The sequence below is a fragment of the Pseudoxanthomonas mexicana genome (genome assembly GCF_001556105.1).
Classification (GTDB): Bacteria; Pseudomonadota; Gammaproteobacteria; order Xanthomonadales; family Xanthomonadaceae; genus Pseudoxanthomonas_A; species Pseudoxanthomonas_A mexicana_A.
On sequence record NZ_LSIF01000083.1, the window covers coordinates 192,341 to 219,069 of the forward strand.

23 protein-coding genes are annotated in these 26,729 nt (G+C 68.0%); 8 read left to right on the forward strand and 15 right to left on the reverse strand.

Annotated elements, in window-relative coordinates:
- Positions 1-37 precede the first annotated feature (37 nt).
- A complete protein-coding gene (locus tag AX730_RS14890; RefSeq protein WP_062357813.1) occupies positions 38-1,021 on the reverse strand; it encodes a LysR family transcriptional regulator in 984 nt (327 codons plus the stop codon).
- Positions 1,022-1,196: 175 nt separating this feature from the next.
- On the opposite strand from AX730_RS14890, the gene cysG reads away from it, so the two are divergent.
- Together cysG and cysK are read left to right on the forward strand one after the other, a co-directional pair.
- Positions 1,197-2,651: a siroheme synthase CysG gene (cysG, locus tag AX730_RS14895; RefSeq protein WP_232310273.1), complete on the forward strand. Its 1,455-nt coding sequence runs from the start codon at positions 1,197-1,199 to the stop codon at positions 2,649-2,651.
- A gap of 25 nt (positions 2,652-2,676) precedes the next feature.
- A complete protein-coding gene (gene cysK / locus AX730_RS14900; protein ID WP_062357817.1) occupies positions 2,677-3,651 on the forward strand; it encodes a cysteine synthase A in 975 nt (324 codons plus the stop codon).
- Between the two features lie 6 nt (positions 3,652-3,657).
- Here cysK and AX730_RS14905 read toward each other — a convergent pair whose 3' ends face one another.
- The 12 genes from AX730_RS14905 to gap all read right to left on the reverse strand — a co-directional run bounded on the left by AX730_RS14905 (position 3,658) and on the right by gap (position 18,303).
- Positions 3,658-4,125, reverse strand: a complete 468-nt coding sequence (locus AX730_RS14905) for a DUF6265 family protein (RefSeq protein ID WP_062357819.1) — start codon at positions 4,123-4,125, stop codon at positions 3,658-3,660.
- 198 nt (positions 4,126-4,323) lie between these two features.
- Positions 4,324-4,710 (reverse strand): SMU1112c/YaeR family gloxylase I-like metalloprotein, encoded by a 387-nt coding sequence (gene gloA2, locus AX730_RS14910; RefSeq protein WP_062357820.1) that lies wholly within the window; start codon positions 4,708-4,710, stop codon positions 4,324-4,326.
- 1 nt (position 4,711) lies between these two features.
- Complete coding sequence (locus AX730_RS14915) at positions 4,712-6,268, reverse strand: DHA2 family efflux MFS transporter permease subunit (RefSeq protein WP_062357822.1); 1,557 nt, start codon at positions 6,266-6,268, stop codon at positions 4,712-4,714.
- A gap of 138 nt (positions 6,269-6,406) precedes the next feature.
- A complete protein-coding gene (locus tag AX730_RS14920; protein ID WP_062357823.1) occupies positions 6,407-7,498 on the reverse strand; it encodes an HlyD family secretion protein in 1,092 nt (363 codons plus the stop codon).
- Between the two features lie 9 nt (positions 7,499-7,507).
- Complete coding sequence (locus AX730_RS14925; protein ID WP_062357825.1) at positions 7,508-7,981, reverse strand: MarR family winged helix-turn-helix transcriptional regulator; 474 nt, start codon at positions 7,979-7,981, stop codon at positions 7,508-7,510.
- Between the two features lie 227 nt (positions 7,982-8,208).
- On the reverse strand, positions 8,209-9,213 hold the full coding sequence (locus AX730_RS14930) for a class I fructose-bisphosphate aldolase (RefSeq protein WP_062357826.1): 1,005 nt from the start codon (positions 9,211-9,213) through the stop codon (positions 8,209-8,211).
- 133 nt (positions 9,214-9,346) lie between these two features.
- Positions 9,347-10,816, reverse strand: a complete 1,470-nt coding sequence (gene pyk, locus AX730_RS14935; protein ID WP_062357828.1) for a pyruvate kinase — start codon at positions 10,814-10,816, stop codon at positions 9,347-9,349.
- 276 nt (positions 10,817-11,092) lie between these two features.
- Positions 11,093-11,734: an HAD hydrolase-like protein gene (locus AX730_RS14940; protein ID WP_062357829.1), complete on the reverse strand. Its 642-nt coding sequence runs from the start codon at positions 11,732-11,734 to the stop codon at positions 11,093-11,095.
- The gene (locus tag AX730_RS14945) at positions 11,731-12,906 is read right to left on the reverse strand and encodes a phosphoglycerate kinase (RefSeq protein ID WP_062357831.1); all 1,176 of its coding nucleotides are present in this window, start codon (positions 12,904-12,906) and stop codon (positions 11,731-11,733) included. The genes AX730_RS14940 and AX730_RS14945 overlap by 4 nt, the downstream gene beginning before the upstream one ends.
- A 71-nt stretch (positions 12,907-12,977) precedes the next feature.
- Complete coding sequence (locus AX730_RS14950; protein WP_062357833.1) at positions 12,978-14,330, reverse strand: DUF3999 family protein; 1,353 nt, start codon at positions 14,328-14,330, stop codon at positions 12,978-12,980.
- On the reverse strand, positions 14,327-17,008 hold the full coding sequence (locus tag AX730_RS14955; RefSeq protein WP_157074278.1) for a DUF2339 domain-containing protein: 2,682 nt from the start codon (positions 17,006-17,008) through the stop codon (positions 14,327-14,329). The genes AX730_RS14950 and AX730_RS14955 overlap by 4 nt, the downstream gene beginning before the upstream one ends.
- 290 nt (positions 17,009-17,298) lie before the next feature.
- Positions 17,299-18,303, reverse strand: coding sequence for a type I glyceraldehyde-3-phosphate dehydrogenase (gap, locus tag AX730_RS14960; RefSeq protein ID WP_062357837.1), 1,005 nt, complete (start codon positions 18,301-18,303; stop codon positions 17,299-17,301).
- A 164-nt stretch (positions 18,304-18,467) separates the two neighbouring features.
- On the opposite strand from gap, the gene AX730_RS14965 reads away from it, so the two are divergent.
- From AX730_RS14965 to AX730_RS14990, 6 genes are all read left to right on the forward strand, one after another.
- The gene (locus tag AX730_RS14965; RefSeq protein WP_062357839.1) at positions 18,468-19,106 is read left to right on the forward strand and encodes an OmpW/AlkL family protein; all 639 of its coding nucleotides are present in this window, start codon (positions 18,468-18,470) and stop codon (positions 19,104-19,106) included.
- A 65-nt stretch (positions 19,107-19,171) separates the two neighbouring features.
- Entirely contained in the window at positions 19,172-19,987 is an 816-nt protein-coding gene (locus AX730_RS14970) for a S1/P1 nuclease (RefSeq protein ID WP_062357840.1), read from the forward strand.
- Positions 19,988-20,018: 31 nt separating this feature from the next.
- Positions 20,019-20,807, forward strand: coding sequence for a molybdate ABC transporter substrate-binding protein (modA, locus tag AX730_RS14975; RefSeq protein WP_062357842.1), 789 nt, complete (start codon positions 20,019-20,021; stop codon positions 20,805-20,807).
- A 7-nt stretch (positions 20,808-20,814) separates the two neighbouring features.
- Positions 20,815-21,516, forward strand: a complete 702-nt coding sequence (modB, locus tag AX730_RS14980; RefSeq protein ID WP_062357843.1) for a molybdate ABC transporter permease subunit — start codon at positions 20,815-20,817, stop codon at positions 21,514-21,516.
- On the forward strand, positions 21,516-22,133 hold the full coding sequence (modC, locus tag AX730_RS14985) for a molybdenum ABC transporter ATP-binding protein (protein WP_062357845.1): 618 nt from the start codon (positions 21,516-21,518) through the stop codon (positions 22,131-22,133). The genes modB and modC overlap by 1 nt, the downstream gene beginning before the upstream one ends.
- Before the next feature lie 108 nt (positions 22,134-22,241).
- Positions 22,242-24,188 carry an acetyl-CoA hydrolase/transferase C-terminal domain-containing protein gene (locus tag AX730_RS14990; protein ID WP_198147211.1) on the forward strand — a complete coding sequence of 649 codons (1,947 nt, stop codon included), beginning with the start codon at positions 22,242-22,244 and terminating at the stop codon, positions 24,186-24,188.
- Between the two features lie 24 nt (positions 24,189-24,212).
- On the opposite strand, the gene AX730_RS14995 is transcribed toward AX730_RS14990, so the two are convergent.
- Entirely contained in the window at positions 24,213-24,779 is a 567-nt protein-coding gene (locus AX730_RS14995) for a 2OG-Fe(II) oxygenase (RefSeq protein ID WP_062357849.1), read from the reverse strand.
- Positions 24,780-24,791: 12 nt separating this feature from the next.
- A partial coding sequence (gene tkt, locus AX730_RS15000) for a transketolase (protein ID WP_062357850.1) occupies positions 24,792-26,729 on the reverse strand: 1,938 nt, incomplete at its 5' end.

Genomic DNA, 26,729 nt, shown 5'->3' on the forward strand with positions numbered 1-26,729 from the left:
CAGGCACGCCGCGTCAATCACACCGCCGGAGTAGCCGTCAGCTGGTGATGGTCTGGGTCAGCGACTGCCAGGTCGGCGGCTCCGGCCAATCCGGATCCTGGTTGCCGTCGATGACCCGGCGCAGGTCGCGGCGGTCGATCTGCGGCGCCAGCGCGCGCACCAGGTCCAGCGCGTAATCGCGCAGGACGCGCTCGCGCGGCAGCACGGCCCACGCGATGCATTCCTTCACTTCCGTTGGGGCCGGCCAGGCGCGCAGGTCGGTGTCGGACGCATTCACCGCCATCTCGGCCAGCAGGCCGACGCCGAGGCCGGCGCGGACATAGGTCTTGATCAGGTCGGCGTCGAGTGCGGTCAGTGCGATGTTCGGTTCCAGCCCGACCTTGGCGAAGGCACGCTGCAGGGACGACCCCGGTCGCGTCGAGGATTCGTAACTGATCAGCGGCTGGTCGGCCAGGTCGGCCATGCCGGGTACGCGACCGAGCTGTTCCAGCGCGTGGCCGCGCGGCACCAGCACCAGACGACGCCAGCGGTACAGCGGCACGGCGATGCCGGCCTGCGGCTGGTCGCCGGCAGTGCTGACCACCGCCATATCGGCATCGCCCTGCGTCAGCAGGTCCAGCGCCTGACTTTCCGGCGCCTGCTGCAGGTGCACGCTGACCTGCGGGAAGTCGCGCTTGATCTGCGCGATGGCCGGCGGCAGCACGAAGCGCGCCTGCGTATGAGTGGTGACCAGCACCAGCTGGCCCTGGCTCTCGCGGCGCTGGTTGGCCGCGTAGGTGCGGATGTTGTTGGCCTCGGCCAGCACCAGCCGCGCACGGTCGATCACTTCCTGCCCGGCCGGCGTCACGCTCTCCAGGCTGCGGCCCTTGCGCACGAACAACAGGAAGCCCAGTTCGTCCTCCAGTTGCTTGAGCTGCTTGGACAGGCCGGGCTGGGTGGCGTGCACGCGCGCCGCCGCCAGCGTGATGTTGAGGTCGGCATCGGCGATCGCCACCAGGTAGCGGAGTTGGGTCAGCGTCATCGGCGTTGGAGGGCCCACGGGCCCACCGGGAGGGGCCTTGGACTGTAGATGATTTGCCGGGACCGTAGCCGGCACCGCTCATAACCGCAAGCTATATGGTTTTGGTGGGATGTCATTTCCGACCACCATGAGCCGGCAGTACGGTCAACAGCCCAGCCGACCTGTGCCAACGCCCGTGAGCGCTCCGTTGTTTCCCTTGTTCGCCGACCTGCAAGGCCGCCGGGTCCTGGTCGTCGGTGGCGGCCCAGTGGCGGAGCGCAAGACGGAAGCCCTGCTGCACGCCGGCGCCCGCCCACGCGTCGGTTCGCCCGAGCTGAGCCCACGCCTGCGCGCGTGGCATGAAGAGGGCCGGATCGAGTGGATCACCGGGCGCTTCGATGCCCACTGGCTGTCGGGTACCTGGCTGGTGGTCGCGGCGACCGACGATGCGACCGTCAACCGCGCCGTCGCGGCCGTCGCCGAAGCCCGCCACGTATTCGCCAACATCGTCGACGACGGCGAACTGTCCTCCTTCCAGGTCCCGGCCATCGTCGAGCGCGGCCCGCTGCAGGTCGCCATCTCCAGCGGCGGCGGCGCACCGATGCTGGCCCGGCACCTGCGCCGCCAGCTCGAGACCCTGCTCGACGATTCCTGGGCCTCGCTGGCCGACCTGTTCACCCGCCAGCGCCGGCGGATCCGCCAACGCTTTCCTCAGACCGCCGAGCGTCGCCGCTTCTTCGAAAAGCTGCTGGCCGGCCCACTGCCGCGCCTGTACCGGCAGCAGCTGCATACGCAGGCCGAGCAGCATTTCCAGGCGATGCTCGACGAGCATGTGCCCTCCACGCGCGGCGGCTCGGTCGCGGTGGTCGGCGCCGGCCCGGGCGACGCCGGCCTGCTCACGCTCAATGCGCTGCGGGCGATGAACGAGGCCGACGTGATCCTGCACGACCGCCTGGTCAGCGAGGACGTGCTGCGTCTCGGTCGGCGGGACGCGACCTACATCGAAGTCGGCAAGTCGGCGACGGGCCAGAGCACGCGCCAGGACGACATCCACGCGCTGATGCTGGAGCATGCGCGCGCCGGCAAGCGCGTGGTGCGCCTGAAGGGTGGCGATCCGTTCGTGTTCGGTCGCGGCGGCGAGGAAATCGAGTACCTGCGCGCGCACGGTATTCCGTACGAGGTGGTCCCCGGCATCACCGCGGCGCTGGCGTGCGCGGCCTATGCCGGTATTCCGCTGACACATCGCGAGCATGCGCAGTCGGTGAAGCTGGTGACCGCGCACTGCAAGGATTCGTTCGACACCCTCGACTGGCAGGCGCTGGCGCAGGAGCGGCAGACGCTGGCCGTGTACATGGGCGTGGCCGGACTGGAAGGCCTGCGCGACCGGCTCATCGCGCACGGACGTGCGCCGTCCACGCCCTTCGCCCTGATCGAGAACGGCTCGCGCCGCGATCAACGGGTGGTGAACGGCTCCCTGGCCGATCTGCCGGAAACCGCGCGTTTCCACCAGGTGCGCTCACCCGCGCTGCTGATCCTCGGCGAGGTGGCCGCGCTGGCGGATACGCTGCACTGGTTCGGCCAACCGCCCATCGGCGCCGCCACCCCGACACACTCCCGCAACCTGCCGACGCCCACACTGCAGGCTGCCTGACCTTTCGACGCCCCAAGGACACCTCATGGCCCTCTACGACAGCATCCTGGACACCATCGGCCGCACCCCGGTCGTCAAACTGCACCGCGTCGCGCCCGAGCACGTCACCCTCTACGCCAAGGTCGAATCGTTCAACCCGGGTGGCTCGGTGAAGGACCGCCTGGCGCTGGCGATCATCCTCGACGCGGAAGCGAAGGGCCTGCTGAAGCCGGGCGACACCATCGTCGAAGCGACGTCCGGCAACACCGGCGTGGCGCTGGCGATGGTGGCCGCCGCACGCGGCTACAAGTTCGTCGCGACGATGGTGGAAACCTTCTCGATCGAACGCCGCAAACTGATGCGCGCGTACGGCGCCAAGGTCATCCTGACGCCGGCCGCCGAGCGCGGCAGCGGCATGGTGCGCAGGGCCGAAGAACTGGCCAAGCAGCACGGCTGGTTCCTCGCCCGCCAGTTCGCCAATCCCGCCAATCCGGCTTATCACCGGCAGACGACGGCGGCGGAAATCCTGCGCGATTTCGCCGGCCACCGTCTCGACCATTTCGTCACCGGCTGGGGCACCGGCGGCACGCTGACCGGCGTCGGCGAAGTGCTGAAGGTGGCGCGACCGGAAGTGCGCATCACGGCATCGGAACCCGCCGGTGCGTCGCTACTGCAGGGCAAGGAATGGCAGCCGCACAAGATCCAGGGCTGGACGCCGGACTTCGTGCCGGACGTGCTGAACCGCGAGGTCGCCGACGAGATCCTGCCGGTCACCGACGTCGACGCCATCGCCACCTCGCGCCGGTTGGCCGCGGAGGAAGGCATCTTCGTCGGCATCTCCGCCGGCGCCACCGTCGCGGCTGCGCTGCAGGTCGCGCAGAAAGCCAAGCCCGGCGACGTGATCCTGGCGGTCCTGCCGGACACCGGCGAGCGCTATTTCTCCACGCCGCTGTTCGAAGGCGTCAACGAAGGCTCGGACGACGAGTGGCTGTCGTCGCTGGGTGACGCCGCCCTGCCGTAACCGATGTCAGGACAATGGCGGCGCGACGCAATCGCGCTGCCATGTCCATTCCATGGCCTGGCCGTCGTCGTGCCCGTCGTCGACGCGTGCATGCAGTGTGTCGGCATCGGACCGCGAATAGATCACGCGCTTCGGAAAGCCATGCGCGGGATTGGTGAACACAACGCGATCCTGCTCTACCCGCTCCGCCGGAAATTCAGTGACGGCTTTCCCGCCAGGTTGCGCGAGCAACACCCAGCGTCCGTCCTGATGCGCGATGCGCATGAACTCGAAGCCCGTCGCCTTGCCATCGCGCGTGTCGCGGTGCATGCCGACCAGCACCCCGCCGCGCGGCGCCATCCAGGTCTCTTCGCTGAAGGTCTTGCCGCTCACACCACACCAGTGGCCGGCGAGCCAGTCCAGATCGCCGGCCAGTGCCGGCGTGGCCATCAGTACCGTCGACAGGGACAGGAAAGATGTCACCAGGCGCTTCATGGGTACGCTCGCAACGTTGATCGCTTGTCTCGCGACCTTAGCAGGCGCAACAGCGGACGGGCGATCCGAATGTCGGCGTGGGAGCGACGTGAGTCGCGATCGTGAGCGCTGAACGTCGGAGGTCTTGCAGCAGGCCGGCGATCTATCGAGGACTGGTGGCGTGCGATCGCGACTCACGTCGCTCCCACAGCGAGCAGCCTATTGCTCGTAGAACTCCAGCGGCAGGTCGTCCGGATCGGCGAAGAAGGTGAAGCGACGACCGGTGTATTCGTCGATGCGAACCGGCTCGCTGGCCACACCGTGCGTGCTCAGGTGCGCGACGGCGGCATCGAGGTCGGCGACCCGCAGCGCGAGATGGCGCAAGCCGCAGGCTTCCGGACGCGACACGCGCGGTGGTGGCGACGGAAACGAGAACAGCTCGACCTGCGTGCCGTCAGGCAGCGCGAGATCGAGCTTCCACGAGTCGCGCTCGGCACGGTAGTGCTCCGCGACCACGCGCAGGCCCAGCACCTCGACATAGAACTGCTTCGACCGCGCATAGTCCGACGCGATGATCGCGACGTGATGCAGGCCGTCGATGCGCATGTCAGTGCGCCGCCGCGGCGTCCGCGCCGGCATTGCCGCCCGACGGCGCCTTGCCGCCCCGCATCAGCAGCACCAGCGGCATCGACACCAGCGTCAGCAGCATCATCAGCTTGAAGTCGTTGAGGTAGCCGATGGCCGCCGCCTGCCGGTTCACCTCGGCATTGAGCAGCGCCAGGCCGGTGGCGGTGGATGGATCCATCGCCGGAGGCAGCAGCGTCGTCTCGGCACCGAAGGCGGGAATGCGCGCGCCGATCTCGGCATGGTTCACCTGCATGGCGCGCGACAGCATCGTCATCACCACCGAAATGCCGACCGACGAGCCGATGTTGCGCACCAGGCTGAAAAGGCCGGCGGCCTCGGTGCGCTGGTGCGGTTCCAGCGTGGCGTAGGCGACCGTGGAGATCGGTACGAACACCAGGCCCAGTCCCATGCCCTGCACCACACCGAGCCAGACGATCGATTCCATCGACGCATTCGGTCCGAACTGGGTCATGCCGTGCAGCGAGACCACCATCAGGCCCATGCCGACCAGGATCGGCCAACGCGCATCGATGCGGCCCAGCAGGCGGCCGACGATCATCATGCTGAACATCGTGCCGACACCGCGCGGTGCGAGCACCAGGCCGATGGTCAGCACCGGATAGTTCATCAGCGTGCTGAGGTAGGGCGGCAGCAGCGCCAGCGTGGCGAACAGCACGATGCCGACGACGAAGATCAGCGCGCAGCCGACGGCGAAGTTCGCGTTCTTCAGCAGGCCGAGGTCGAGCAACGCATGGTCGCGCCGACGCCACCACCACAGGCCGTACATGTAGAGCGCCAGGAACGCGAGCGCGGCTTCGATCTGGATCTCGACGCTGCCGAACCAGTCCTCGCTCTGCCCGCGGTCGAGGAACAGCTGCAGCGCGCCGATGCCGAGCGCCAGCAGCGCCAGGCCGACGCCATCGAGCGGACGCTGGTGCGGCACGTCCTTCTTGACGCTGGCCATGATGCCGAGCAGCGCGAGGATGCCGATCGGCAGGTTGATCAGGAACACCCAGTGCCAGCTGTAGTTCTGGGTCAGGAAGCCGCCCAGCGGCGGACCGAGGATCGGCCCGACCATGATGCCCATGCCCCACATCGCCATCGCCGCGCCATGCTTCTCTTTCGGGAAGGCGTCGAGCAGCAGCGACTGCGAGATCGGCACCAGCGACGCGCCGAACACGCCTTGCAGGATGCGGAACGCCACCATTTCGCCAATGCCGCTGGCGATGCCGCACAGCAGCGAGGCGACGGTGAAACCGCTGACCGCGATGATCAGCAGGCGGCGGCGCCCGAGGCGTCCGGCCAGCCAGCCGGTAACCGGCGTCAGGATCGCGGCGGCGACGATGTAGCTGGTCAGCACCCACGACACCTGGTCCTGGGTGGCCGACAACGAGCCCTGCATGTCGGGCAGCGCGACGTTGGCGATGGTGGTGTCCAGCGCCTGCATCAGCGTGGCCAGCATCACCGAGCCGACCAGCAGCGTGCGCTTGCCGGTGTCGTCCTGTGCAGGCGCGGCGGTAGCGGTGGAAGTGCTCATGGAGAAATCCGGAAGGGATCGGTGCACGTGGCGTGCGGCGATCCAGAGGTCACCCGGGGCGCGGCGTCAGCGGGGCCGGGCCCCACCACAGTGCCCTCGCCCGTCTCCGCGCACGCCCGGGATGACATGGAAACGGACTCAGCGCGCGGCGGTGGCGCGGCTGGAGGCGGTACCGCCGTCACGCAGCTCGACGTGCACGTCGGCGCTCATGCCGGCGCGCAGTTGCGGCGCATCGGCGGCAGCACTGTCGATCTCGAGGCGCACGGGAATGCGCTGCACGATCTTCACCCAGTTGCCGGTGGCGTTCTGCGGCGGCAATACGCTGAACTCGGCACCGGAGGCCGGGGCGATGGACGCGACGTGCGCCTTCCACTTCACGCCCGGATACGAGTCGACTTCGATCGTCGCGGCCTGGCCGACCTGCATCTTCGTCAGCTCGGTTTCCTTGAAGTTGGCTTCCACCCAGATCGGCGACGTGGCGACCAGTGGCATCGCGGACTGGCCGACGTTGAGGTATTCGCCGACCTGCAGGTCGTGCAGGCCGACGATGCCGTCGACGGGGGCACGCACTTCCGCGCGCGCCAGGTCGAGCCTGGCCTTGGCCAGCATCGCCATGGCGGCGCGGTATTCCGGCAGGTCCTGCGTCGGTGTGCCGGGGCTGCCGCTCAGCGAAGCGGTGGCTTCGGACTGCGTGGCGATGGCATCGGCCAAGTCGGTGCGCGCTTCGGCGACCGCATGACGCGCGTCGTCCAGCATCTTGCGCGACACCAGTTGCTGCCCGGCGAGCTGCTGCATGCGCTCGAAATCGCGCTGCGCCCAGGCCAGCGTCTCGCGCGCGGCCTGGATCGACGTACCGGTGCCGACGACCTTGGCGCGGCTGGCGCTGGCGGTATTGGCCATGCGCGCAACCAGCGCTTCGTTCTGGGTGACCGCGATCGCCAGCGGATCGGCGTCGATGCGGAACAGCAGGTCGCCTTTCTTCACCGGCTGGTTCTGCTGCACGGCCACTTCGACGACGCGCCCGCCGACCTGCGGTGCGATCAGGATACGCTCGGCCTTGATGTAGGCGTTGTCGGTGCTGACCTCGCGGCTGGAGGTGACGTACTCCCAGCCGAAGAAGCCGGCGACGGCGAGCGGACCGGCGATCCACAGCCACACCGGGACGCGGCGGCGCTTGGGAGCGGGAGTCTTGGCCGCGTTCTCGGCGGCCTCGTTGATCTTGCTGGTCATGGTGGGGATTCAGCTCTTGCGGAGGGAGGAGTCGCCGCGGCTGGCGCGGTCGAGCTGGGAGAGGTTTTCGCGGATCTGGCCGAGCACCTTGAGTGCAGTCGCCAGTTCGTCCGCATCGACGCCGGCCAGGCAGTCCTCGCGGACGGAGGTGGCCACGGCTTCGATGTCGTGCATCACGGCGTCGGACTGCGGCAGCAGGTGCAGGCGCCACACGCGGCGGTCATCCGGATCGCTGCGGCGCTCGACGAAGCCGGCTTTCTGCAGGCGGTCGATGACGCGGCCGACGGCGATCGGCTCCATGTCGAGCAGGTCGGCAAGTTCGGACTGGGTGATGCCCTCGCTCTGGTGGATGCGCTTGAGCGCGCGCCATTGCACGCGGGTCAGGCCCAGGTGCGCGGCACGGCGATCAAACACACGGCCGAACAACCGGCTCAGGTCCGCGATGAGGTAACCGATGGTGCTTTGGCCGGCAGGTATCTTCATTGGTGCCTATGATATAGATGCCTAGGCAATGATATTCAAGGCGAGGAATGCCTGTTCAGCCAAGGATCCGACCAAGCGCTTGTTATTCAAGAAAATTCGCGCAGGATCCTGAACGATTTGCGTGGTTCTGGAGATCCTCTGGGGACGCTGGACACCAGGCGCGAGCGCCGGAAACGACGACGCCGGCACAAGGCCGGCGTCGGATCACTCCAAGGCAGCGGGGAGGCTTACCCCTCCCACTTGCCCAGCGCGGCCAGGCCGTTTTCCTTGGCACGCTCGTACACCACGGCCTGGGCCTTGGCGAAATTGCCGGTCAGGTCCTGCGACCACAGCTTCAGCGCAGCGGACTGCATGGCACGACCGTAGGAGAAGCTCAGCGGCCACGGCAGGCTACCCAGCTGGTTCATGGCATTGAGGTGCGCGGTGGACTGCTCGTCGGTCTGGCCGCCGGACAGGAACACCACGCCCGGCAGGATCGCCGGCACGGTGCTCTTCAGGCACATGACGGTGGACTCGGCCACTTCGTCGACGTCGGCCTGCTCTTCGCAGTCCTTGCCGGCGATGACCATCGAGGCCTTCAGGATGGTGCCTTCCAGCAGCACGTTCTGCTCGTACAGCGCGCCGAACAGCGAGCGCAGCACGGCTTCGGTGACTTCGTAGCAGACTTCGATGTTGTGGTCGCCGTCCATCAGCACTTCCGGCTCCACCATCGGCACCAGGCCGCATTCCTGGCACAGCGCGGCGTAACGGGCCAGCGCGTGGGCGTTGGCCTCGATGCAGGTGCCGGAGGGGATGTCTTCGCCGATGGTGATGACCGCACGCCACTTGGCGAAGCGCGCACCCAGCTTGTAGTACTCCTTCAGGCGGTCACGCAGGCCGTCCAGGCCCTCGGTGACCACTTCGCCCGGGCAGCCGGCCAGGGCGTGCGTGCCCTTGTCGACCTTGATGCCGGGGATGATGCCGTGGTCGGCCATGTACTTGGCGAACGGCACGCCGTCCTTGGTGGACTGGCGCAGGGTTTCGTCGAACAGGATGGCGCCGGAGATGTAGTCCGACAGCTTCGGCGTGGTGAGCAGCAGCTCGCGGTAGGCGCGACGGTTCTCTTCCGTGTTCTCGATGCCCACGCCCTGGAACCGCTTGGCGATGGTGGTGGTGGACTCGTCGATCGCGATGATGCCCTTGCCCGCGGCCACCATGGCCTGGGCGGTTTCGGCAAGCTGTTCGATGCTCATGGGGTTCCTGTGGCGGGGCGAAAAAGAGACCAATTATAGACCGCGCCACGATGGCAGCGGGCAATCGCGACGATGAGCGCGCCGCAGCGCGCCCGGATCTGGAAGCAGCGGGCCGGCGCTCGGCCGAAACCGGTTACAGCTCGCCCAGCCCCTCGGCCTTGCCGCGCTCGCCCATCTGCAGCAGGCGCAGCGTGTTGGTCGCGCCGTGCTTTTCCATGTGGTCGCCGCTGGTGAAGATCACGCGGTCGCCTTCGGCCAGCAGTTGACGGTCATGCAGCACGCGCATCGCATCGCGCGCGGCCTCGCGCGGCGCCAGGCCGCGGCTGTCGAAGGCGATGGGGAACACGTCGCGGATCATCGCCATCTTGCGGCGCGCGCCGTCGTGGCGCGAGAACGCGTAGATCGGCGCGCTGGAACGGAAGCGCGACAGGAAGCGCGCCGTACCGCCGGACTCCGTCATCGCGACGATCGCACGCACGCCGATGTGTTCGGACAGGAACATCGTCGCCATCGCGATGGCCTGGTCGACGAACTCGAGATTTCGCGGTGCCTTCTCGAAATCGGTGTCCATCTCGAACTGCTTCTCGGCACCCAGGCAGATGCGCGCCATCGCCTCCACCGCACGCACCGGATAGCTGCCCGCCGCGGTTTCCGCCGACAGCATCACCGCGTCGGTACCGTCGATGACGGCGTTGGCCACGTCCAGCACTTCGGCGCGCGTGGGAATAGGGCTGTCCACCATCGACTGCAGCATCTGGGTGGCGGTGATTACCACCTTGTTGCGTGCCAGCGACTCCTTGATGATCTTCTTCTGCAGGCCGGGCAGTTCGGCATCGCCGATCTCCACGCCCAGGTCGCCACGCGCCACCATCACCACGTCGCTGGCATCGACGATCTCGGCGAGATTCTCGATGGCTTCGGTGCGCTCGATCTTGGAGACCAGCGCCGCGTCGCAGCCGTGCTCACGCGCGATGCGCCGGGCCTCGTTCATGTCGTCGGCATTGCGGCAGAACGACACCGCGATGAAATCCACGCCGATATTCTCGGCCACGTAGGCGATCAGCTCGCGGTCTCGCTCGGTCAGCGCGCCCAGCGACAGGCCGCCGCCCTGCTTGTTCAGCCCCTTGCGGTCGGACAACACGCCGTCGTTGAGCACGGTGCAGATGATGCGTTCGCCATCGACCTTCACGACCTGCAGCTGCATCAGGCCATCGTCGAGCAGCAGGACATCGCCCGCCTCCACGTCGCCCGGCAGGCCGAGGTAGCTGACGCCGACCTGCGACGCATCGCCCGGAGGTGCATCGACACTGGCCACCAGGTCAAAGCGGTCGCCCAGCTTCAAGACGACCTTGCCTTCGGCGAACCGCTCGACGCGGATCTTCGGGCCCGGCAGGTCGGCGAGGATGCCGACCTCGGCGCCGACACGCTGCGCCGCGAGGCGCACGGCAGCGGCACGCTTCGCCTGGCCGGAGGGATCGCCGTGCGAGAAGTTCAAACGCACCACGTTGACGCCGGCGCGGAACAACTCTTCCAGCACGCCCGGCGGGTCCGTCGCCGGTCCGAGGGTGGCAAGGATCTTGGTGCGGCGCTGGCGTTCGGTCATGGTGCGGGTTCCGTGTGATCGCGCAAACGCTACCACAGCGAAACGGTGCCGTTGCGACCGGCATTCCTCATGTCATGCAGCTGTCCCGGGACAGCTGGGCGCATGGGTGAGGCGACCAGCGGAAAGGGCTGTTTTCAAGCACTTTCCAGCCTGCGCGCGATGTTGCGCGACTGGTATTTTTTTGGTCTCTGCGCGTATGCCGGATGCTGCGTACGCACACCCGACTGCGCGAAAACGATGGCGATGAAACGCACGTTTGAGCGCGCGTCTTTCCACTCAAGCGAGCAGTGGCCGCAATTGGTCCGGTGTGCGTACGAGATGGAGTGCACCGGCGTCGCTCAGCTCCTGCTCGCCGCCGAAGCCCCACAACACACCGATGCTGCGCATGCCGTGGTGGCGCGCGCCGTCGATGTCCATGTGGCGGTCGCCGATCATCCAGCAGGCATCGGGCGCCAGCGACAGGCGACGCAAGGCTTCGCCGATCAGGTCCTTCTTGTGGCTCAGGCGACCGTCCGCCGTGGCGCCGATGATGTCCTCGAAGCGATGCCCGAACGGCAGGTGCGCGAGGATCTTGCGCGCGTGCGGCTCGTTCTTCGCGGTGACCACGGCGAGCCGGTGTCCGTCCGCATGCAGCGCTTCGATGGCCTCACCGATGCCGGCGTAGACCTGGTGCTCCAGCCAGCCATGCGACTCGAAGCGTTCGAGATAGTGTTCGACCGCGGCTTCGACCTTGGCCGGATCGCCGAGCAGCGGCAGGAAGCTGGTCCGCAGCGACGGGCCGATCCAGCCCCGCAGCTCGGCGTCCGACGGGATCGGATGCTCGAGCTGCGTCAGCGCATGCGCGATGCAGCGGGTGATGCCGACGGCCGAATCGATCAGCGTACCGTCGAGATCGAAGAACAGCGTGTCGCGGCTCACGCGGCGCGCGCTGCCAGCGCGGCGACGGCCGGCAGTGTCTTGCCTTCCAGGAATTCCAGGAAGGCGCCGCCGCCGGTGGAGATGTAGCTGACATCACCGGCGATGCCGTACTTGTCCACTGCCGCCAACGTGTCGCCGCCACCGGCGATCGAGAACGCGTTCGACTGCGCAATCGCGCGCGCCAGCGTTTCCGTGCCCTTGCCGAACGCATCGAACTCGAACACGCCCACGGGTCCGTTCCACACCACGGTGCCGGCCGACCTGATCAGTTCGGCGTAGCGCTGCGCGGTCTGCGGGCCGATATCGAGGATCAGATCATCGGCCGCGACGGCATCGACGGCTTTCACCAGCGCGGGCGCATCAGCGGAAAACGTGGTGGCGACCACCACGTCGGTCGGTAGCGGGATCTCCGCCCCGCGCGCCTTGGCGTCGGCGTCGATCTTCTTCGCGGTCTCGATCAGGTCCGCCTCGTACAACGACTTGCCGACCGCATGGCCTTCCGCCGCGATGAAGGTATTGGCGATGCCCCCACCGACGATCAGCTGGTCGACCTTGCCGACCAGGCTGGTCAGCAATTCCAGCTTGGTGGACACCTTGCTGCCGGCGACGATGGCGAGCAGCGGGCGCGCCGGATTGGCCAGCGCCTTGTCGAGTGCGTCCAGCTCGGCCATCAGCAGCGGGCCGCCCGCCGCGACCGGGGCGAAGCGGATCACGCCATGCGTGGACGCCTGCGCGCGATGCGCGGTGCCGAAGGCGTCCATGACGAACACGTCGCACAGCGCCGCATACTGCTTCGACAGGCCATCGTCGTCCTTGCCCTCGCCGACGTTCATGCGGCAGTTCTCGAGCAGCACGATCTGGCCCGGCTGCACGTCTACGCCATTCACCCAGTCCTTGACCAGCGGCACGTCGACACCCAGCAGTTCCGACAGGCGCGCGGCGACCGGCGCCAGCGAATCGGCTTCGCTCCACACGCCTTCCTTCGGGCGACCGAGGTGCGAGGTCACCATGACTGCGGCGCCCTTCTGCAGCGCCAGCTTCAGCGTCGGCAGCGATGCGGTGATGCGCTGCTCGGAGGTGATGCGGCCAGCGTCGATCGGCACGTTCAGATCCTGGCGGATCAGCACGCGCTTGCCGGCGAGGTCGAGGTCGGTCATGCGGACGATGGGCATGGAGGTTCCTGGGAAGCGGGAAAGACCGCTATTGTCCCGCCTGCCCCCGCATGCCGCAAACGAACGGTGGGCTATGCCGGGGGACGGCTGCGCAGCAGGCTGAAGGCGAACGCCGCCACCAGCGCCGCGCCCAGCACCAGCAGGCCCCACAGCAACCAGGTCTTCCAGTCACGCGGCGTCGGCGGCGGGATCAGTGCGGCGTCGCCGGCCAGGGCGGCGGACGGCGAAAGATAGGCAGGTGCGGGTTGCCAGTCTTCGCCACGATCGCGACGCAACGCATCGACCAGCGCCGGCATCGGCACGGCGGCGCGGCGTGCGGATGCGCTGCCCGCCACCAGCGCGTACGGTGGCGTGCCCTGCGCCAGGAAGACCATCACTTCGGGGTGATAACCCAATCGCAGCGTGGGCACCTGGTCGGGCAATGCGCTGCGGTTGCGCAAACGCCAGTAGCGGTCGCGCGCCGGTTCGCTCGCCAGCGGCTGCGCGGGGGATGCGCTCGGACGATCACCACCGACCCGATACGCCACCCACGGACCGGCGCGGAGCCGCCACGGCGCATCGGTCGCATCGCGACTCTCCAGCGTCCACTCCCCCACCGCGTAGTCGTCCATCGCCAGGTCGGCAAGGTCGATCGGATGCCGCCCGGTGTTCTCGTAGGTGAAACCGTCGACGCCCTGTTCGGAGACGCGTCGTCCCTGCAGTTCAGACCATTGCACGGCCTGCTGCAGGTGCACGGCGTCCAGGCGCACGCGGGCTTCGCGGATCGGCAGCGCAGGCGACGCATCCAGCGGCACGAAGCGCACGTAGCGAAGGCCGCTGCGGATCGGCACCTCATCGCGCAACAGGCGCTGCGAACCCCGCTGCAGTTCCACCAGCGTTGCGCGCTCCTGCACCACGTCCCAGGCCTGCAGGTCGAGGCTGTCTTCCACCCGATAGCTCGCCTCGCGCGGCGTCCCGGCGTCCCAGCTGAACTCCAGAGCTTCGGCACGGTCGCGGATGCCGCTGAGGTCGACCAGGAACGCGCGCGCCGGCGCGGCCGCGGTCACCGCGCCGCTGTCGGCCTCGATGCGGACGATGCGCCCGTTCTCGCCGAACTGCGCCGACACGCGCGACGACGTGCCCGCGTCCTGCATCGAGGCAGGCAACGGGAACCACGGCACGACGATGCGGCGCGCCGGCAGGGCCGTCGGCTGTTCGGGACCGAACAGCGCCGCCGCGACCGGCTTGCCGTGCGCATCCAGCACGTCCACGTCGCGCAGGTCGGGCCACGCCGTGGTGGCGTAGACCTCGGGATCCAGCACGACGCGATACGCACCCGCCTGCTCGCCGGACAGCACCAGCGGCCACCGCTTCGCATAGGGCGCGGGTGCTTGCGCCGATGCCAGCGCAGGCACCAGCAGCAGGGCCATCAGGAACGTCTTCATGCCGTCGCCTCCTCGTTCTCCACACGACGCGGCGGTGCCGGCGCCAGATATCCCACCACCGTGCACAGCAGGCCGTACGCGATGAACGAACCGATGCCCAGCAGATTGCCCAGATGCTGGCGATCGACGAACACCAGCTTCGCCAGCACCACCCCCATCAGCACCGCACCGCCCAGCCACAGCATGCGCTGGCCGCGACGCGACCCGATCACCCAGCCGAGCACGCCCAGTACGCTCCAGGTGACGGTCAGGCTGGTCTGCGCCAGGCTGCCGGAGACCAGGCTTTCATTCCACGGCACCCCACCCCAGTGATGCACGGCATGCAGCACGACCGAGGTGATCCACACGAAGGCCAGCGACGACAGCGGCACGATGCGTGACGGCGGCAACACGCGCGACTCCGGCATCCACCAGCACAACAGCAGCACCAGCGTGGCGAGCTGGGCCAGCTCCATCGGATTCAGCACCGGAATCCACGGCAACGGCTGCGCGTCGCCGGACAGGAACAGCGAGACCAGCCACCACAAGCCCAGCGCGACGAACAGCACACCGAACAGCGGCGTGCGCCACGCGTCGAAGCGCTCGCCCAGCGGCGCCGCCAGCCAGTCCCAGCGGAACAGCGCCAGCGACACGACGACCAGCCACGGCAGCGCGATGAGACCTGCCTGCCAGCCAGCCCCCATGCCTTCCACGTGATCGGGCAACCAGGCCAGGAGCAGGCTCGCCACCAACGGCCACACCAGCCACCACACGAACTGCGCAGCGCCGGCGAGGCGATGGTCGCTGTCGCGCAGGCATATCAGGCTGCGCACGCCCAGCACGGCATAGACCAGCCACGCCCAAGCGCCGTGGCCGGCGAACGGCTGCTGGTGCACCTCTGATTGCCACAGCGCGAACGGCACCGCGGACGCCAGTGCAGCCAGCGTGGTCCACGCCAGAGCGGTGGACGGACGACGACGATGCACTTCCGCGGCCAGCCAGCCGGTCAGCGCGAGGAATGCGAGCATCGCGTCGGGCTGGTCGCGGTAGCCGAGGTAAGCGTTCACCTCTGCCGCGCCGTTGCCCAACCACCAGGCGAGCGCCCACAGGTAGTACACCATCGCCACGACGGCGCCGCGCGTGCGATACGCCCATGCGCTGGCGAAGCCGGCGATGGCAATCAGCAATGCGCTCATGAAAGCGGCGTTGGCGAACATTGGTGCAATGGTCTCCAACGAGTGCCACGACACCACATCGCCCTGCGCGATGAAGAACGCCACGGCCGCCGCGATCTGCAGACCGGCACCGGTCAGCTGGGGCAGCAGGCGCGATTGCCGCAGGCCCAGCCATGCCAGCGCGGCGCCTTCCAGCGCGAACACGCACGCCGTGGCCTGCGCCGACAGCGCCAGCGGCACCGACAGGGTGGCGAAACCGACCGCCAGCAGCGCATACGACTGCGCGAGCACGTCGTAGTTCGCGCGACGGCGCAACACCCACGAGAGTCCCGCGTACAGCACGCCCAGACCGAGCGCGCAGAATGCCAGCGGCAGGCGGCTGTCCTCGAAGCTGCCGCCCTGCATCAGGCCGGCCTGCAGCGAGAACGCCACCAGCGGCATGCCGAACACCAGGCAGCCGTCGATGAAGTCGCGGCGGCTCGCCGGCTGGCGACGCGCGAACAGCAGCGGGATCAGCAGGTAGAACACGAAGAACAGGGCCAGGAACGGCTGCGTGCTGGCGTACTTCTCCGGCGCGTAGTCGAACAGGCCCCACGCGGTGCCGATGCCGAACGTGAAGGCGAAACCGAGCAGGTTCAACACGCGCCAGGACTTGTACCAGGCGATGCCGACGATGGCCGCGTTCAGCACGGCGTAGTACGAGAACAGCGCGACGTGGTTGCCGCCGCCGGTGGACAGCCAGATCGGCGCGAGGAACCCAGCGAGCAGCGCGAACACGGCCAGCGACTTCGCGTCCTGCAGCACCGCCAGCATGCCGGCGCCGGCGATCAGCACGATGCTCAGCGCGAAGGCCGCGCCGGCCGGGATCACGCCGAATATCTTGAACGCGGCGAACACCACCAGCAGCAGCACGCCAATGGCGCCGCCCTGCAGACTGAGCGCGAACGTGCGGTTGCTGTCGCGCTTGCGCCACGCGAATACCAGCGCACCCAGCGCGGCCGCGGCGATGCCGGCCAGACGCAGCTCCGGCGGCAACGAGAACCAGCCCTGGTCGGCGCCGTACTTCAGCAAGGCAGCCACACCCGCGAACAGCACCAGCACACCGATCTTCACCGGCACGTTGCCGACGGTGAACCAGCGCTGCACCGCACGGAGCGCGAGGGTGAACACATCGGGCTTCGCGGGGACCGGGGGCGCCTCCGCACGTGGCGGGCGTGGTGCCGAAGGAACCGGTTCCGCCCGTTCGGACGGCGGCGGCGCCGACGCAGGCACGGGACGTTGTGGCGGAATAGGCGGCGGCGTTGCCGGCCGCACGGGCTCCGGCGCAGGTTCGGCGGCCGCAGGCGGGGCCGTCACGGTGTCGGCGCGCGTCGCGGGCGCTGCGGGCGACATGCGCAGCAGGACGACCTGCTGTTCGAGCACCGCCACGCGGCGCTTCAGTCCGCTGATCGCCACCAGCGCCACGATCATCAGCACCGGCACCGCCAGCACGGCCAGGCCCAGCAACACCAGGATTCCCGCCAGATCATCCATCGCCTACCCCGCCTTTGCGTGTTCGGTGCGGGAACGGACATCCGCTCCCCGGCCGTCCATTCAGCCTCGCGGCAGCCTCGGGCAACGCGGGCGGATTTGCAAGAATCCGATGCGCCGGTGGCGCCATCCCGCCCGCCTCGTATCACATGGCGATACCCGGAAACGACACGGGCGCCCCCAGGGCGCCCGTGTCGTACCGCGGATACGTGCGGCTTACTTGCCGGCGACCACGCGGACCATTTCCAGGCACTGGTTGGTGAGCCCCACGGGGCGTCGCACCATTAGCGGGCCGCGACGACCTTCACCATTTCCAGGCACTTGTTGGAATAGCCCCACTCGTTGTCGTACCAGCTGACGATCTTCACGAAGGTCGGGTCCAGCGCGATGCCGGCCTCGGCGTCGAAGATCGAGGTGCGGGTGTCGCCGCGGAAATCGGTGGCGACCACCTTGTCCTCGGTGTAACCCAGGATGCCCTTCAGCGCGCCCTCGCTCTGCGCCTTCATCTCGGCCTTGATCTCTTCGTACGTCGCCGGGTTCTCGAGCTCGGCGGTCAGGTCGACCACCGACACGTCGCTGGTCGGCACGCGGAACGACATGCCGGTGAGCTTCTTGTTGAGCGACGGGATCACCACGCCCACGGCCTTCGCGGCACCGGTGGACGACGGGATGATGTTCTCGAGGATGCCGCGGCCGCCGCGCCAGTCCTTGTTGCTCGGGCCGTCGACGGTCTTCTGCGTCGCAGTCGCCGCGTGCACGGTGGTCATCAGGCCGCGCTTGATGCCCCACTTGTCGTGCAGCACCTTGGCGATCGGCGCCAGGCAGTTGGTCGTGCACGAGGCGTTGGAGATGATCGCCTCGCCGTTGTACGTCTCGTGGTTCACGCCGTAGACGAACATCGGCGTGTCGTCCTTCGACGGTGCCGACAGCACGACCTTCTTCGCGCCGGCATCGAGGTGCTTCTGCGCGGTGGCCTTGTCGAGGAACAGGCCGGTCGATTCGATGACGATGTCGGCGCCGACTTCGTCCCACTTCAGGTTGGCGGGGTCGCGTTCCTGGGTCAGGCGGATCTTCTTGCCGTTGACGAACAGCGCACCGCCTTCGATCTTCACGTCGCCGTCGAAGCGGCCGTGCACGGAGTCGTACTGCAGCATGTAGGCCAGGTAGTCCGGCTCCAGCAGATCGTTGATGGCGACGATCTCGATGTCGTTGCCGAAATTCTGCACGGCGGAACGCAGCACGTTGCGTCCGATGCGGCCGAAGCCGTTGATACCCACCTTGATCGACATTGCTCAGGACTCCTGCGGCCACGCGCGCGGCGCGGCGGGGTTGACGGGGCCGTCATTCTAACAGCCCGCTCCCGTCGCGAAGGCCCATGGGCATTGATCAGGATCAAGGCATGGCAGGAAACCGGGGCAGAGACTGGCGCCACATTCCAACGAGCGTCACCACCATGAAGAAGACCCTGATCCCGATTGCCATCGCCCTTGCCCTTGGCGCCGCCGTTCCCGCCTTCGCCCAGTCCAAGGGCGACTGGACGCTGGGCGTGGGCATCCACAACGTCGCGCCGAAGTCCGACAACGGCAGCCTCGATGCGACCGCCCTGGGCCTGGGCAAGCTGCCGCCCACCGAAGTGAGCAACAGCGTCCGCCCGACCATCACCTTCGAATACTTCGTCGCCAGGAACCTGGGCGTGGAAGTGCTGGCGGCACTGCCGTTCGAGCACGACATCAGCATCCGTGGCATCGGCAAGGTCGGCAGCACCAAGCAACTGCCGCCGGTGGTCTCGTTGCAGTACCACTTCACCAACAAGAGCAAGGCCACGCCGTTCGTGGGCGTCGGCCTCAACTACACCACGTTCTTCCAGCAAGACACGCGTGGCGCCCTGGCAGGCACCAAACTCGAACTGGACAACTCCTGGGGTGCCGCCGCGCACGTGGGCGTCGACTTCGCACTCAGCGAACGCGGCTCGCTGCGCGTCGATGCCCGCTGGGCCGACATCAACACCGATGTCTCCGTCAACGGCATCAAGGTGGGCGAAGCCGAGATCGATCCACTGGTCTACGGCCTGGCTTATGTCATGAAGTTCTGAGTCATCCGCTGTATCCGTGGGTTTGTCTTAATTTGGGGACGGCCTGTGTCGGTTAAAGTACCGGCATGGTCCGTCCCCTTCTTGTTTCGCTCGCCCTCGTCGTTGCCCTCGCACTGGCGCTGCTGCCCATGCCGGCGCACGCATGGGGTCCACTCGGCCATCGCCTGGTGGCGCTGCTGGCGTGGGACGACCTGTCGCCGGCGACACGTCGCCATATCGACGCATTGCTGCAGGGCGAGCCGGACCCCACGCTGGCCGGCATCGCAAGCTGGGCAGACGATCTGCGCGAGCGCGATCCGGATCTCGGCCGCAAGACGGCACGGTGGCACTTCGTCAATATCGGCGAGCACGATTGCGCTTACGAAAAATTGCGCGACTGCCCCGGCGGCAACTGCGTGGTGGAAGCGATCGGGTCGCAGACCCTCATCCTTGCCGACGCGAAGCGCTCGCGTGCCGAGCGCCTGCAGGCACTGAAGTTCGTGGTGCATTTCGTCGGCGACGTGCACCAGCCGCTGCACGCGGGCTACGCGCACGACAAGGGTGGCAATGACGTGCAGGTGAACTGGAACGGACGCGGCACCAACCTGCATACGCTGTGGGACAGCCGCATGATGGTGACCACCGGACGCACCGAGGCCGACTATCTGCGTCACCTGCGCGCGCTGCCCAAACCCGGGCTGGGCGCGATCGCGTTGCCACCGCCCGCGTCTGCGTGGGCCGAACAATCGTGCCGCGTGGCGACCCGGCCGGATTTCTACCCGCGCCGTGCAAAACTCGAGCAACGCTACGTGGAGCAGCACCTGCCTGTTGCGGAGCGCCAGTTGCGCGTCGGCGGTGTTGCACTGGCGGCCGTGCTGAACGAGGCGCTGGACCGGCGCTGACGGTGGCCCCTTCCCCATTGGAGACGTTCGCATGAACCGGTTCGCGTTGCTCCGCCCCGCCGCAATCGCTGCCCTCCTGCTCGCCATCACGTTCGCACCCTTCGCTTCGCGCGCCCAGGACAAGGCGGGGATCACCGTCTTCGCCGCCGCCAGCCTGAAGGAGTCGCTGGACGAAGCCGCCGCGACCTACCAGAAGCAGACCGGCGTGCCGGTCCGCGTCTCGTACGCCGCCAGCTCCGCGCTGGCACGGCAGATCGAACAGGGCGCACCGGCCGACGTGTTCTTTTCCGCCGACCTGGAGTGGATGGACTACCTGCAGGCGCGCAACAAGCTCGAGCCCGCCACGCGCTACACCCTGCTGGACAACCGGCTGGTGCTGATTGCACCGAAGGCGAGCAAGGCGCAGGTCGACCTGAAGCGTCCCGCCACGCTGCTCGCCGCACTGGGGAGCGACCGCCTCGCGGTCGGACAGACGCAGACCGTGCCCGCCGGCAAGTACGCCAAAGCCTCGCTGGAATCGCTGTCGCTGTGGCATGGCGTCAAGGCGCGACTGGCCGAATCCGACAGCGTGCGCGCGGCGCTGATGCTGGTGGCGCGCGGCGAGACGCCGCTGGGCATCGTGTATGCCTCCGATGCGAAGGCGGAACCTGCCGTGCGCGTACTGGCGACTTTTCCCGAGGATTCGCATCCACCGATCGTCTATCCGGTCGCCGCGCTGCGTGGTGCGCGTTCGGTCCAGGCGACGAAGTTCGTGCAATGGCTGAGCTCGCCGGCGGCGGACGCGATCTTCAAGCGCCGCGGTTTCGCCGTGAAGGATTGAGCAGCGCATGCTCGACGCCTTCTCACCGGAAGAACTCACCGCCATCCGCCTGAGCCTGAAGGTGGCGGTGGTGGCGGCGCTGGCCAGCCTGCCGTTCGGCGTACTGGTCGGTTGGCTACTGGCGCGCACGCGATTTCCCGGCAAGGCGCTGCTCGACGCTCTCGTGCATCTCCCGCTCGTGCTGCCGCCGGTCGTGATGGGTTACGCGCTGCTGGTCACGCTCGGCACGCAGGGCACTGTCGGCGCGTTCCTGCAGGAGCACTTCGGCATCGTCTTCGCGTTCCGCTGGACGGGTGCCGCGCTGGCCTGCGCGGTCATGGGCTTCCCGTTGATGGTGCGCTCCATCCGGTTATCGCTTGAAGCGACGGACCGCCGGCTGGAACAGGCCGCGTCCACGCTCGGCGCCGGGCCGTGGCGGGTGTTCTTCACCGTCACCCTGCCGCTGGCGTGGCCCGGGCTGGTCGCCGGCAGTGTGCTGGCGTTCGCCAAGGCACTGGGCGAGTTCGGCGCCACCATCACCTTCGTCTCCAACATCCCCGGCGAAACCCAGACGCTGTCCTCCGCGATCTACGGCCTGATGCAGGTGCCTGGCGGCGAAGCCGGCATCTGGCGGCTGGCGGCCGTGGCTGTGGTGATCTCGCTGGCCGCGCTGCTGTTCTCCGAATGGCTGGTACGGCGCCACCACACGCGCCACGGGGAGGAGAGCTGATGCTGAAGCTGGACATCGAGCTGCGGCGCGGCCTCTTCCATCGCCACGTGCGCATCGACGACGGCGCCCGCGTGATCGCGCTGGTCGGCCCCTCGGGCGCGGGCAAGACGTCCGTGCTCAACGCCATCGCCGGTCTGGTAACGCCAGTCGCCGGCCGGATTGAAGTCGACGGCCACTGTCTGTTCGACAGCGCACAACGCATCAACGAACCCGTGCATCGCCGTCGCGTGGGTTACGTGTTCCAGGATGCCCGCCTGTTCCCGCACCTCGATGTGCGCCGCAACCTGCAGTACGGGCGACATGGCGGACGCGGCAAGCCCCGGTTCGGCTTCGATGCGGTGGTCGACCTGCTGGGCATCACGCCATTGCTGGCACGTCGCACACGCAATCTTTCCGGCGGCGAAGCGCAACGCGTGGCGATCGGCCGCGCCTTGTTGTCGCAGCCCTCGCTGCTGCTGTTCGACGAGCCGCTGTCGGCACTGGACCAGGCGCGCCGCGAGGAACTGATCCCCTATCTGCAGCGCGTACGCGACGAGATCCGCCTGCCCATCGTCTACGTCAGCCACCACCCGGACGAAGTCCGGCGCGTCGCCGATTCCGTACACGCGCTCGACTGAGCCGGTGTCCGCTACTTCTGGCATTCCGAGCCGTATCGCGACCCATGGCACACCGGAGCAAGCCGTGAACCCATGCCCGTTTAACATCCGCCCCGGTACGCTTTGCCGATGACCACCCACCTCACGAGTCTCGAAGAAGCCGTCGACCTCATCCTGTCCCATATCGACGGACCGCTGCGCATGGGCGCGCCACTCGGCATCGGCAAGCCGCACCGGCTGTTGAATGCGCTGTACGCGCGCATCGCCGCGGATCCGTCGCGCCCGTGGACGCTGTACACGGCGTTGTCGCTGGATCCGCCGGGCGGCGGCAAGGGCCTTGAAGGCCGCTTCGTGAAGCCGTTCGCGGCGCGCCACTTCGGCGAGGACTTCACGCGCCTGGCGTACGTGCAGGCGATCAGGCGCGACGCGCTTCCACCGAACATCGAGGTGGAGGAGTTCTACATGCAAGGGGGGGCGCTGCTGCGCTCGACCACGGCGCAGCGCCATTACGCCAGCCTCAACTACACGCACGTGGCGCGAGCGCTGGCTGATCGCGAGCTCAATGTCATCGTGCAGAAGGTGGCACGCGAAGCCGACGGCACGCGGTTGTCGTTCTCGTGCAACAACGACCTGACCCAGGACGCCGTCGACGCCATCGTCGCGCGCGGCCTGCCGCGCCCGCTGCTGGTGGCCGAGGTCGATCCCGACCTGCCGTGGATCGGCGGCACGGCGGCCGTGGACGAGGACTACTTCGATATCGTCATCTCGCCGCCTGGCCCCTACCCCACGCTGTTCGGCCTGCCGCGGCAGCCGGTGTCGGACGTCGACTACGCCATCGGCCTGTACGCCAGTGCGCTGGTGCGCGACGGCGGCACGCTGCAGATCGGCATCGGCGCGCTCGCCGATGCGCTGTGCCATGCGCTGGTGCTGCGCCATACCGACAACGCGACCTACCGGCGCGTGCTGGCTGCGCTGGATCCGGAACTGGAACGGCATCCCGCCGTGATCGCCAGTGGCGGCCTCGATCCGTTCGCCGTCGGCCTGTACGGCTGCAGCGAGATGGTCAACGAGGGATTCAAGCGGCTGGTCGAGACCGGCGTGATCCGCCGCAAGGTGGTCGACGACGAGGCACTGATGCGGCGACTCGCCGATGGCGCCGCCAACCTGGGCGATCAGGCACGGCTGGAGCGCGATGGCGAGTACCTGCATGGTGCGTTCTATCTCGGCTCGCCGGCCTTCTACGACTGGCTGCGCACGTTGCCGGACGACCAGCGGCGCGCCATCGGCATGCGCCGCATCAGCCTGATCAACGAACTGGAACGCGGACGCGAATCGCTGGCCCGCCTGCAGCGCCACGACGCGCGCTTCTTCAACTCCTGCATGATGGCGACCGTGCTGGGCGCCGCCGTGTCCGACGGGCTGGAAGACGGCCGCGTGGTGTCCGGCGTGGGCGGGCAGTACAACTTCGTCGACATGTCGAACGCGCTGGACGGCGCGCGCAGCGTGCTGATGTTCCGTGCGGCGCGCGAGGAGGCCGGCACCGCGGAATCGAACGTGCGCTGGAACTACGGCCACACGACGATCCCTCGCCATCTGCGCGACCTGTACGTCAACGAGTACGGCATCGCGGATGTGCGCGGCAAGAACGACGAGGATTGCATCATCGCGATGGGCGGCATCAGCGATGCGCGCTTCCAGCAGGCACTGATGGCGCAGGCGCAGCAGGCCGGCAAACTGCGTGCCGGCTTCCACGCGCCCGCGCACTGGATCGACAACACGCCCGTGCACTTGTCCGCACGGCTGCGCGCGTTCCGCCACGACGGCACCCTGCCCGACTATCCGCTGGGCAGCGATTTCACCGAGGTGGAACAGCGCATCGTCAGGGCACTGGGCTGGCTGAAGGCGAACACCGCGACGCCGCTGAAGAAGATCGGCACCGTGCTGCGCGCGCTGGGCGCGAAGCCCGATGACGAGGAGGCCATGGCACGCATGCAACTCACCGCACCAGCAAGCCTGGGCGACCGCATCGAAGCGAAGCTGTTGGCGCTGGGACTTGGCGAGACGCGCCAGCGATGATCCGGTCGACCCCGCGGCGCGGCGTCAGGCTTTCACCGGCTCCAGCTTTACCGCCAGGGTGAAGCGCGCCGCGTGGCAGTTGCGGTTCGGCGGTCGCCCTGCGTGCAGGATCTCGCCATCGAACACCACCAACCGTCCAGGACGCGGACTCACCGCGGCGCGCACATCGCGGTGTTCGTCGAAGAACACCGTCTCACCGCCCCACTCGTGGTCCCATTCTTCGCAGACGTACCACAGTGCGGTCAGTTCGCCCGCGCCAGCCACGCAATCGACATGACTGAACAGCATGTCGCCGTAATGGGCGACGTTGACATAGCTTCGATAGGCGCGATACGCCGATGACGGCGCATGCACCGCGACGGCGGCCATCGTCGGCGCGGTGAACGGCATCGCCGGCAGGTTCGCCACCGGGATCTCCGTGGCCCAATGCCGGTACTCGGCCGTGTCCGGACGCGCAATCTCCGATCGCGTATATCCTGCTTGCAGCAGGATGCGATGCAACTCCGCAAGCTGGTGAGTCGCCAGCAGGTCGTCGAACACCGAAATGCGGCGACCGTCGACCTGCTGCGTGTAGGAGGGCGTTGCCATCATGGGCGCTCGCGGTTATAGCGCCTTCGCCGCCTCGACCACCGCATCGGCGGTGATGCCGAAGTGCTTGTACAGCGCGTCGGCCGGTGCCGACGCGCCGAACGTGGCCATGCCGATCACTGCGCCGTCGAGGCCCACGTACTTGCCCCAGAAATCGGCGATGGCCGCTTCCACGGCCACGCGCTTGCGCACGGCCTTCGGCAGCACGGCTTCACGGTAGGCCGCGTCCTGGCGGTCGAACACGTCGGTCGACGGCATCGACACGACACGTGTCTTGAGGCCCTGCGCGTCCAGCGTGGCCTTGGCCTGCGTGGCCAGGCCGACTTCCGACCCGGTGGCGATCAGGATCACGTCCGGCGTGCCGTCGGCATCGGCCAGCACGTAACCGCCGCGTGCGATCTCGCCGACCTGCGCGTCGGTACGCGGCTGGTGCGGCAGGTTCTGGCGCGAGAACACCAGGCAGCTCGGGCCGTCCTGGCGCACGATGGCCTGCTTCCACGCCACCGCCGATTCGACCGCGTCGCACGGACGCCACACGTCGTTGTTCGGGATGTAGCGCAGCGAGGCGAGGTGCTCGACCGGCTGGTGGGTGGGACCGTCCTCGCCCAGGCCGATGGAGTCGTGCGTGTACACGTGGATGGCGTGCGCCGGGATCAGCGCGCTCATGCGCACGCCGTTGCGGGCGTAGTCGCTGAACACCAGGAAGGTCGCGTCGAACGGCACGAAGCCGCCGTGCAGCGCCAGGCCGTTCGCGATCGCGGTCATGCCGAACTCGCGCACGCCGTAGTAGACGTAATTGGCGTTCGGGTCGGTGGTGGAGACCGATTTGCTGGCCTTCCACAGCGTCAGGTTGGAGTGCGCCAGATCGGCAGAACCGCCGACCAGTTCCGGCAGCAGCGGCGCGAAGGCTTCGATGGCGTTCTGCGAGGCCTTGCGCGAAGCGATGACCGGGCCTTCGGCCTGCACCTTGGCGATGTAGGCATCGGCCTGCGCGACGAAGTCGGCCGGCAGTTCGCCGGATGCGCGGCGCAGCAACTCGGCGGCCTGCTCCGGGAACTGCGCGGTGTAGGCGTCCAGCAGCGCGTTCCAGTCGGCTTCCAGCGCCTTGCCGGCGTCGACCTTGTTCCAGCCCGCGTAGATGTCGGCGGGCACCTCGAACGGACCGTACGGCCATTCCAGCGCGGCGCGCGTGGCCTCCAGTTCGTCCTTGCCCAGCGGCGCACCGTGGCTGGATTCCTTGCCGGCCTTGTTCGGCGAACCAAAACCAATCGTGGTGCGGCAGCAGATCAGCGTGGGCTTGCCGGTGGCCTTCAGCGCGGTGTCGATGGCGGTCTTGATCTCGACCGGATCGTGGCCGTTGACGTTGCGCACCACCTGCCAGCCGTACGCCTCGAAGCGGGCCGGCGTGTCGTCGGTGAACCAGCCATCGGTGTTGCCGTCGATGGAAATCTTGTTGTCGTCCCAGAAGCACACCAGCTTGCCCAGGCCCCAGGTGCCGGCGAGCGAAGCCGCCTCGTGCGACACGCCTTCCATCAGGCAGCCGTCGCCCATGAACACGAACGTGCGGTGGTCGACGATGTCGAGGCCTTCACGGTTGAAGCGCTGCGCGAGCAGCTTCTCGGCCAGTGCGAAACCGACCGCGTTGGCGAAGCCCTGGCCGAGCGGACCGGTGGTGGTCTCGACGCCGGGGGTCTCGTGGCGCTCCGGATGGCCGGCGGTCTTGCTGTGCAGCTGGCGGAAATTCTTCAGCTCCTGCAGCGGCAGGTCGTAGCCGGCCAGGTGCAGCAACGCGTACTGCAGCATCGAGCCGTGGCCGTTGGACAGGATGAAGCGGTCGCGGTTGAACCAGTGCGGGTTCGACGGGCTGTGGCGGTGGTAATCGTTCCACAGCACTTCGGCGATGTCGGCCATGCCCATGGGCATGCCGGGATGGCCGGAATTGGCGGCCTGCAC

Coding starts and splice junctions, on each gene's coding strand:
- AX730_RS14890 (WP_062357813.1), bottom strand. CDS start 1,021: ATGACGCTGACCCAACTCCGCTACCTGGTGGCGATCGCCGATGCCGAC.
- cysK (WP_062357817.1), top strand. CDS start 2,677: ATGGCCCTCTACGACAGCATCCTGGACACCATCGGCCGCACCCCGGTC.
- AX730_RS14905 (WP_062357819.1), bottom strand. CDS start 4,125: ATGAAGCGCCTGGTGACATCTTTCCTGTCCCTGTCGACGGTACTGATG.
- gloA2 (WP_062357820.1), bottom strand. CDS start 4,710: ATGCGCATCGACGGCCTGCATCACGTCGCGATCATCGCGTCGGACTAT.
- AX730_RS14915 (WP_062357822.1), bottom strand. CDS start 6,268: ATGAGCACTTCCACCGCTACCGCCGCGCCTGCACAGGACGACACCGGC.
- AX730_RS14920 (WP_062357823.1), bottom strand. CDS start 7,498: ATGACCAGCAAGATCAACGAGGCCGCCGAGAACGCGGCCAAGACTCCC.
- AX730_RS14925 (WP_062357825.1), bottom strand. CDS start 7,981: ATGAAGATACCTGCCGGCCAAAGCACCATCGGTTACCTCATCGCGGAC.
- AX730_RS14930 (WP_062357826.1), bottom strand. CDS start 9,213: ATGAGCATCGAACAGCTTGCCGAAACCGCCCAGGCCATGGTGGCCGCG.
- pyk (WP_062357828.1), bottom strand. CDS start 10,816: ATGACCGAACGCCAGCGCCGCACCAAGATCCTTGCCACCCTCGGACCG.
- AX730_RS14945 (WP_062357831.1), bottom strand. CDS start 12,906: ATGCCCATCGTCCGCATGACCGACCTCGACCTCGCCGGCAAGCGCGTG.
- AX730_RS14950 (WP_062357833.1), bottom strand. CDS start 14,330: ATGAAGACGTTCCTGATGGCCCTGCTGCTGGTGCCTGCGCTGGCATCG.
- gap (WP_062357837.1), bottom strand. CDS start 18,303: ATGTCGATCAAGGTGGGTATCAACGGCTTCGGCCGCATCGGACGCAAC.
- AX730_RS14965 (WP_062357839.1), top strand. CDS start 18,468: ATGAAGAAGACCCTGATCCCGATTGCCATCGCCCTTGCCCTTGGCGCC.
- AX730_RS14970 (WP_062357840.1), top strand. CDS start 19,172: ATGGTCCGTCCCCTTCTTGTTTCGCTCGCCCTCGTCGTTGCCCTCGCA.
- modA (WP_062357842.1), top strand. CDS start 20,019: ATGAACCGGTTCGCGTTGCTCCGCCCCGCCGCAATCGCTGCCCTCCTG.
- modB (WP_062357843.1), top strand. CDS start 20,815: ATGCTCGACGCCTTCTCACCGGAAGAACTCACCGCCATCCGCCTGAGC.
- modC (WP_062357845.1), top strand. CDS start 21,516: ATGCTGAAGCTGGACATCGAGCTGCGGCGCGGCCTCTTCCATCGCCAC.
- AX730_RS14990 (WP_198147211.1), top strand. CDS start 22,242: ATGACCACCCACCTCACGAGTCTCGAAGAAGCCGTCGACCTCATCCTG.
- AX730_RS14995 (WP_062357849.1), bottom strand. CDS start 24,779: ATGATGGCAACGCCCTCCTACACGCAGCAGGTCGACGGTCGCCGCATT.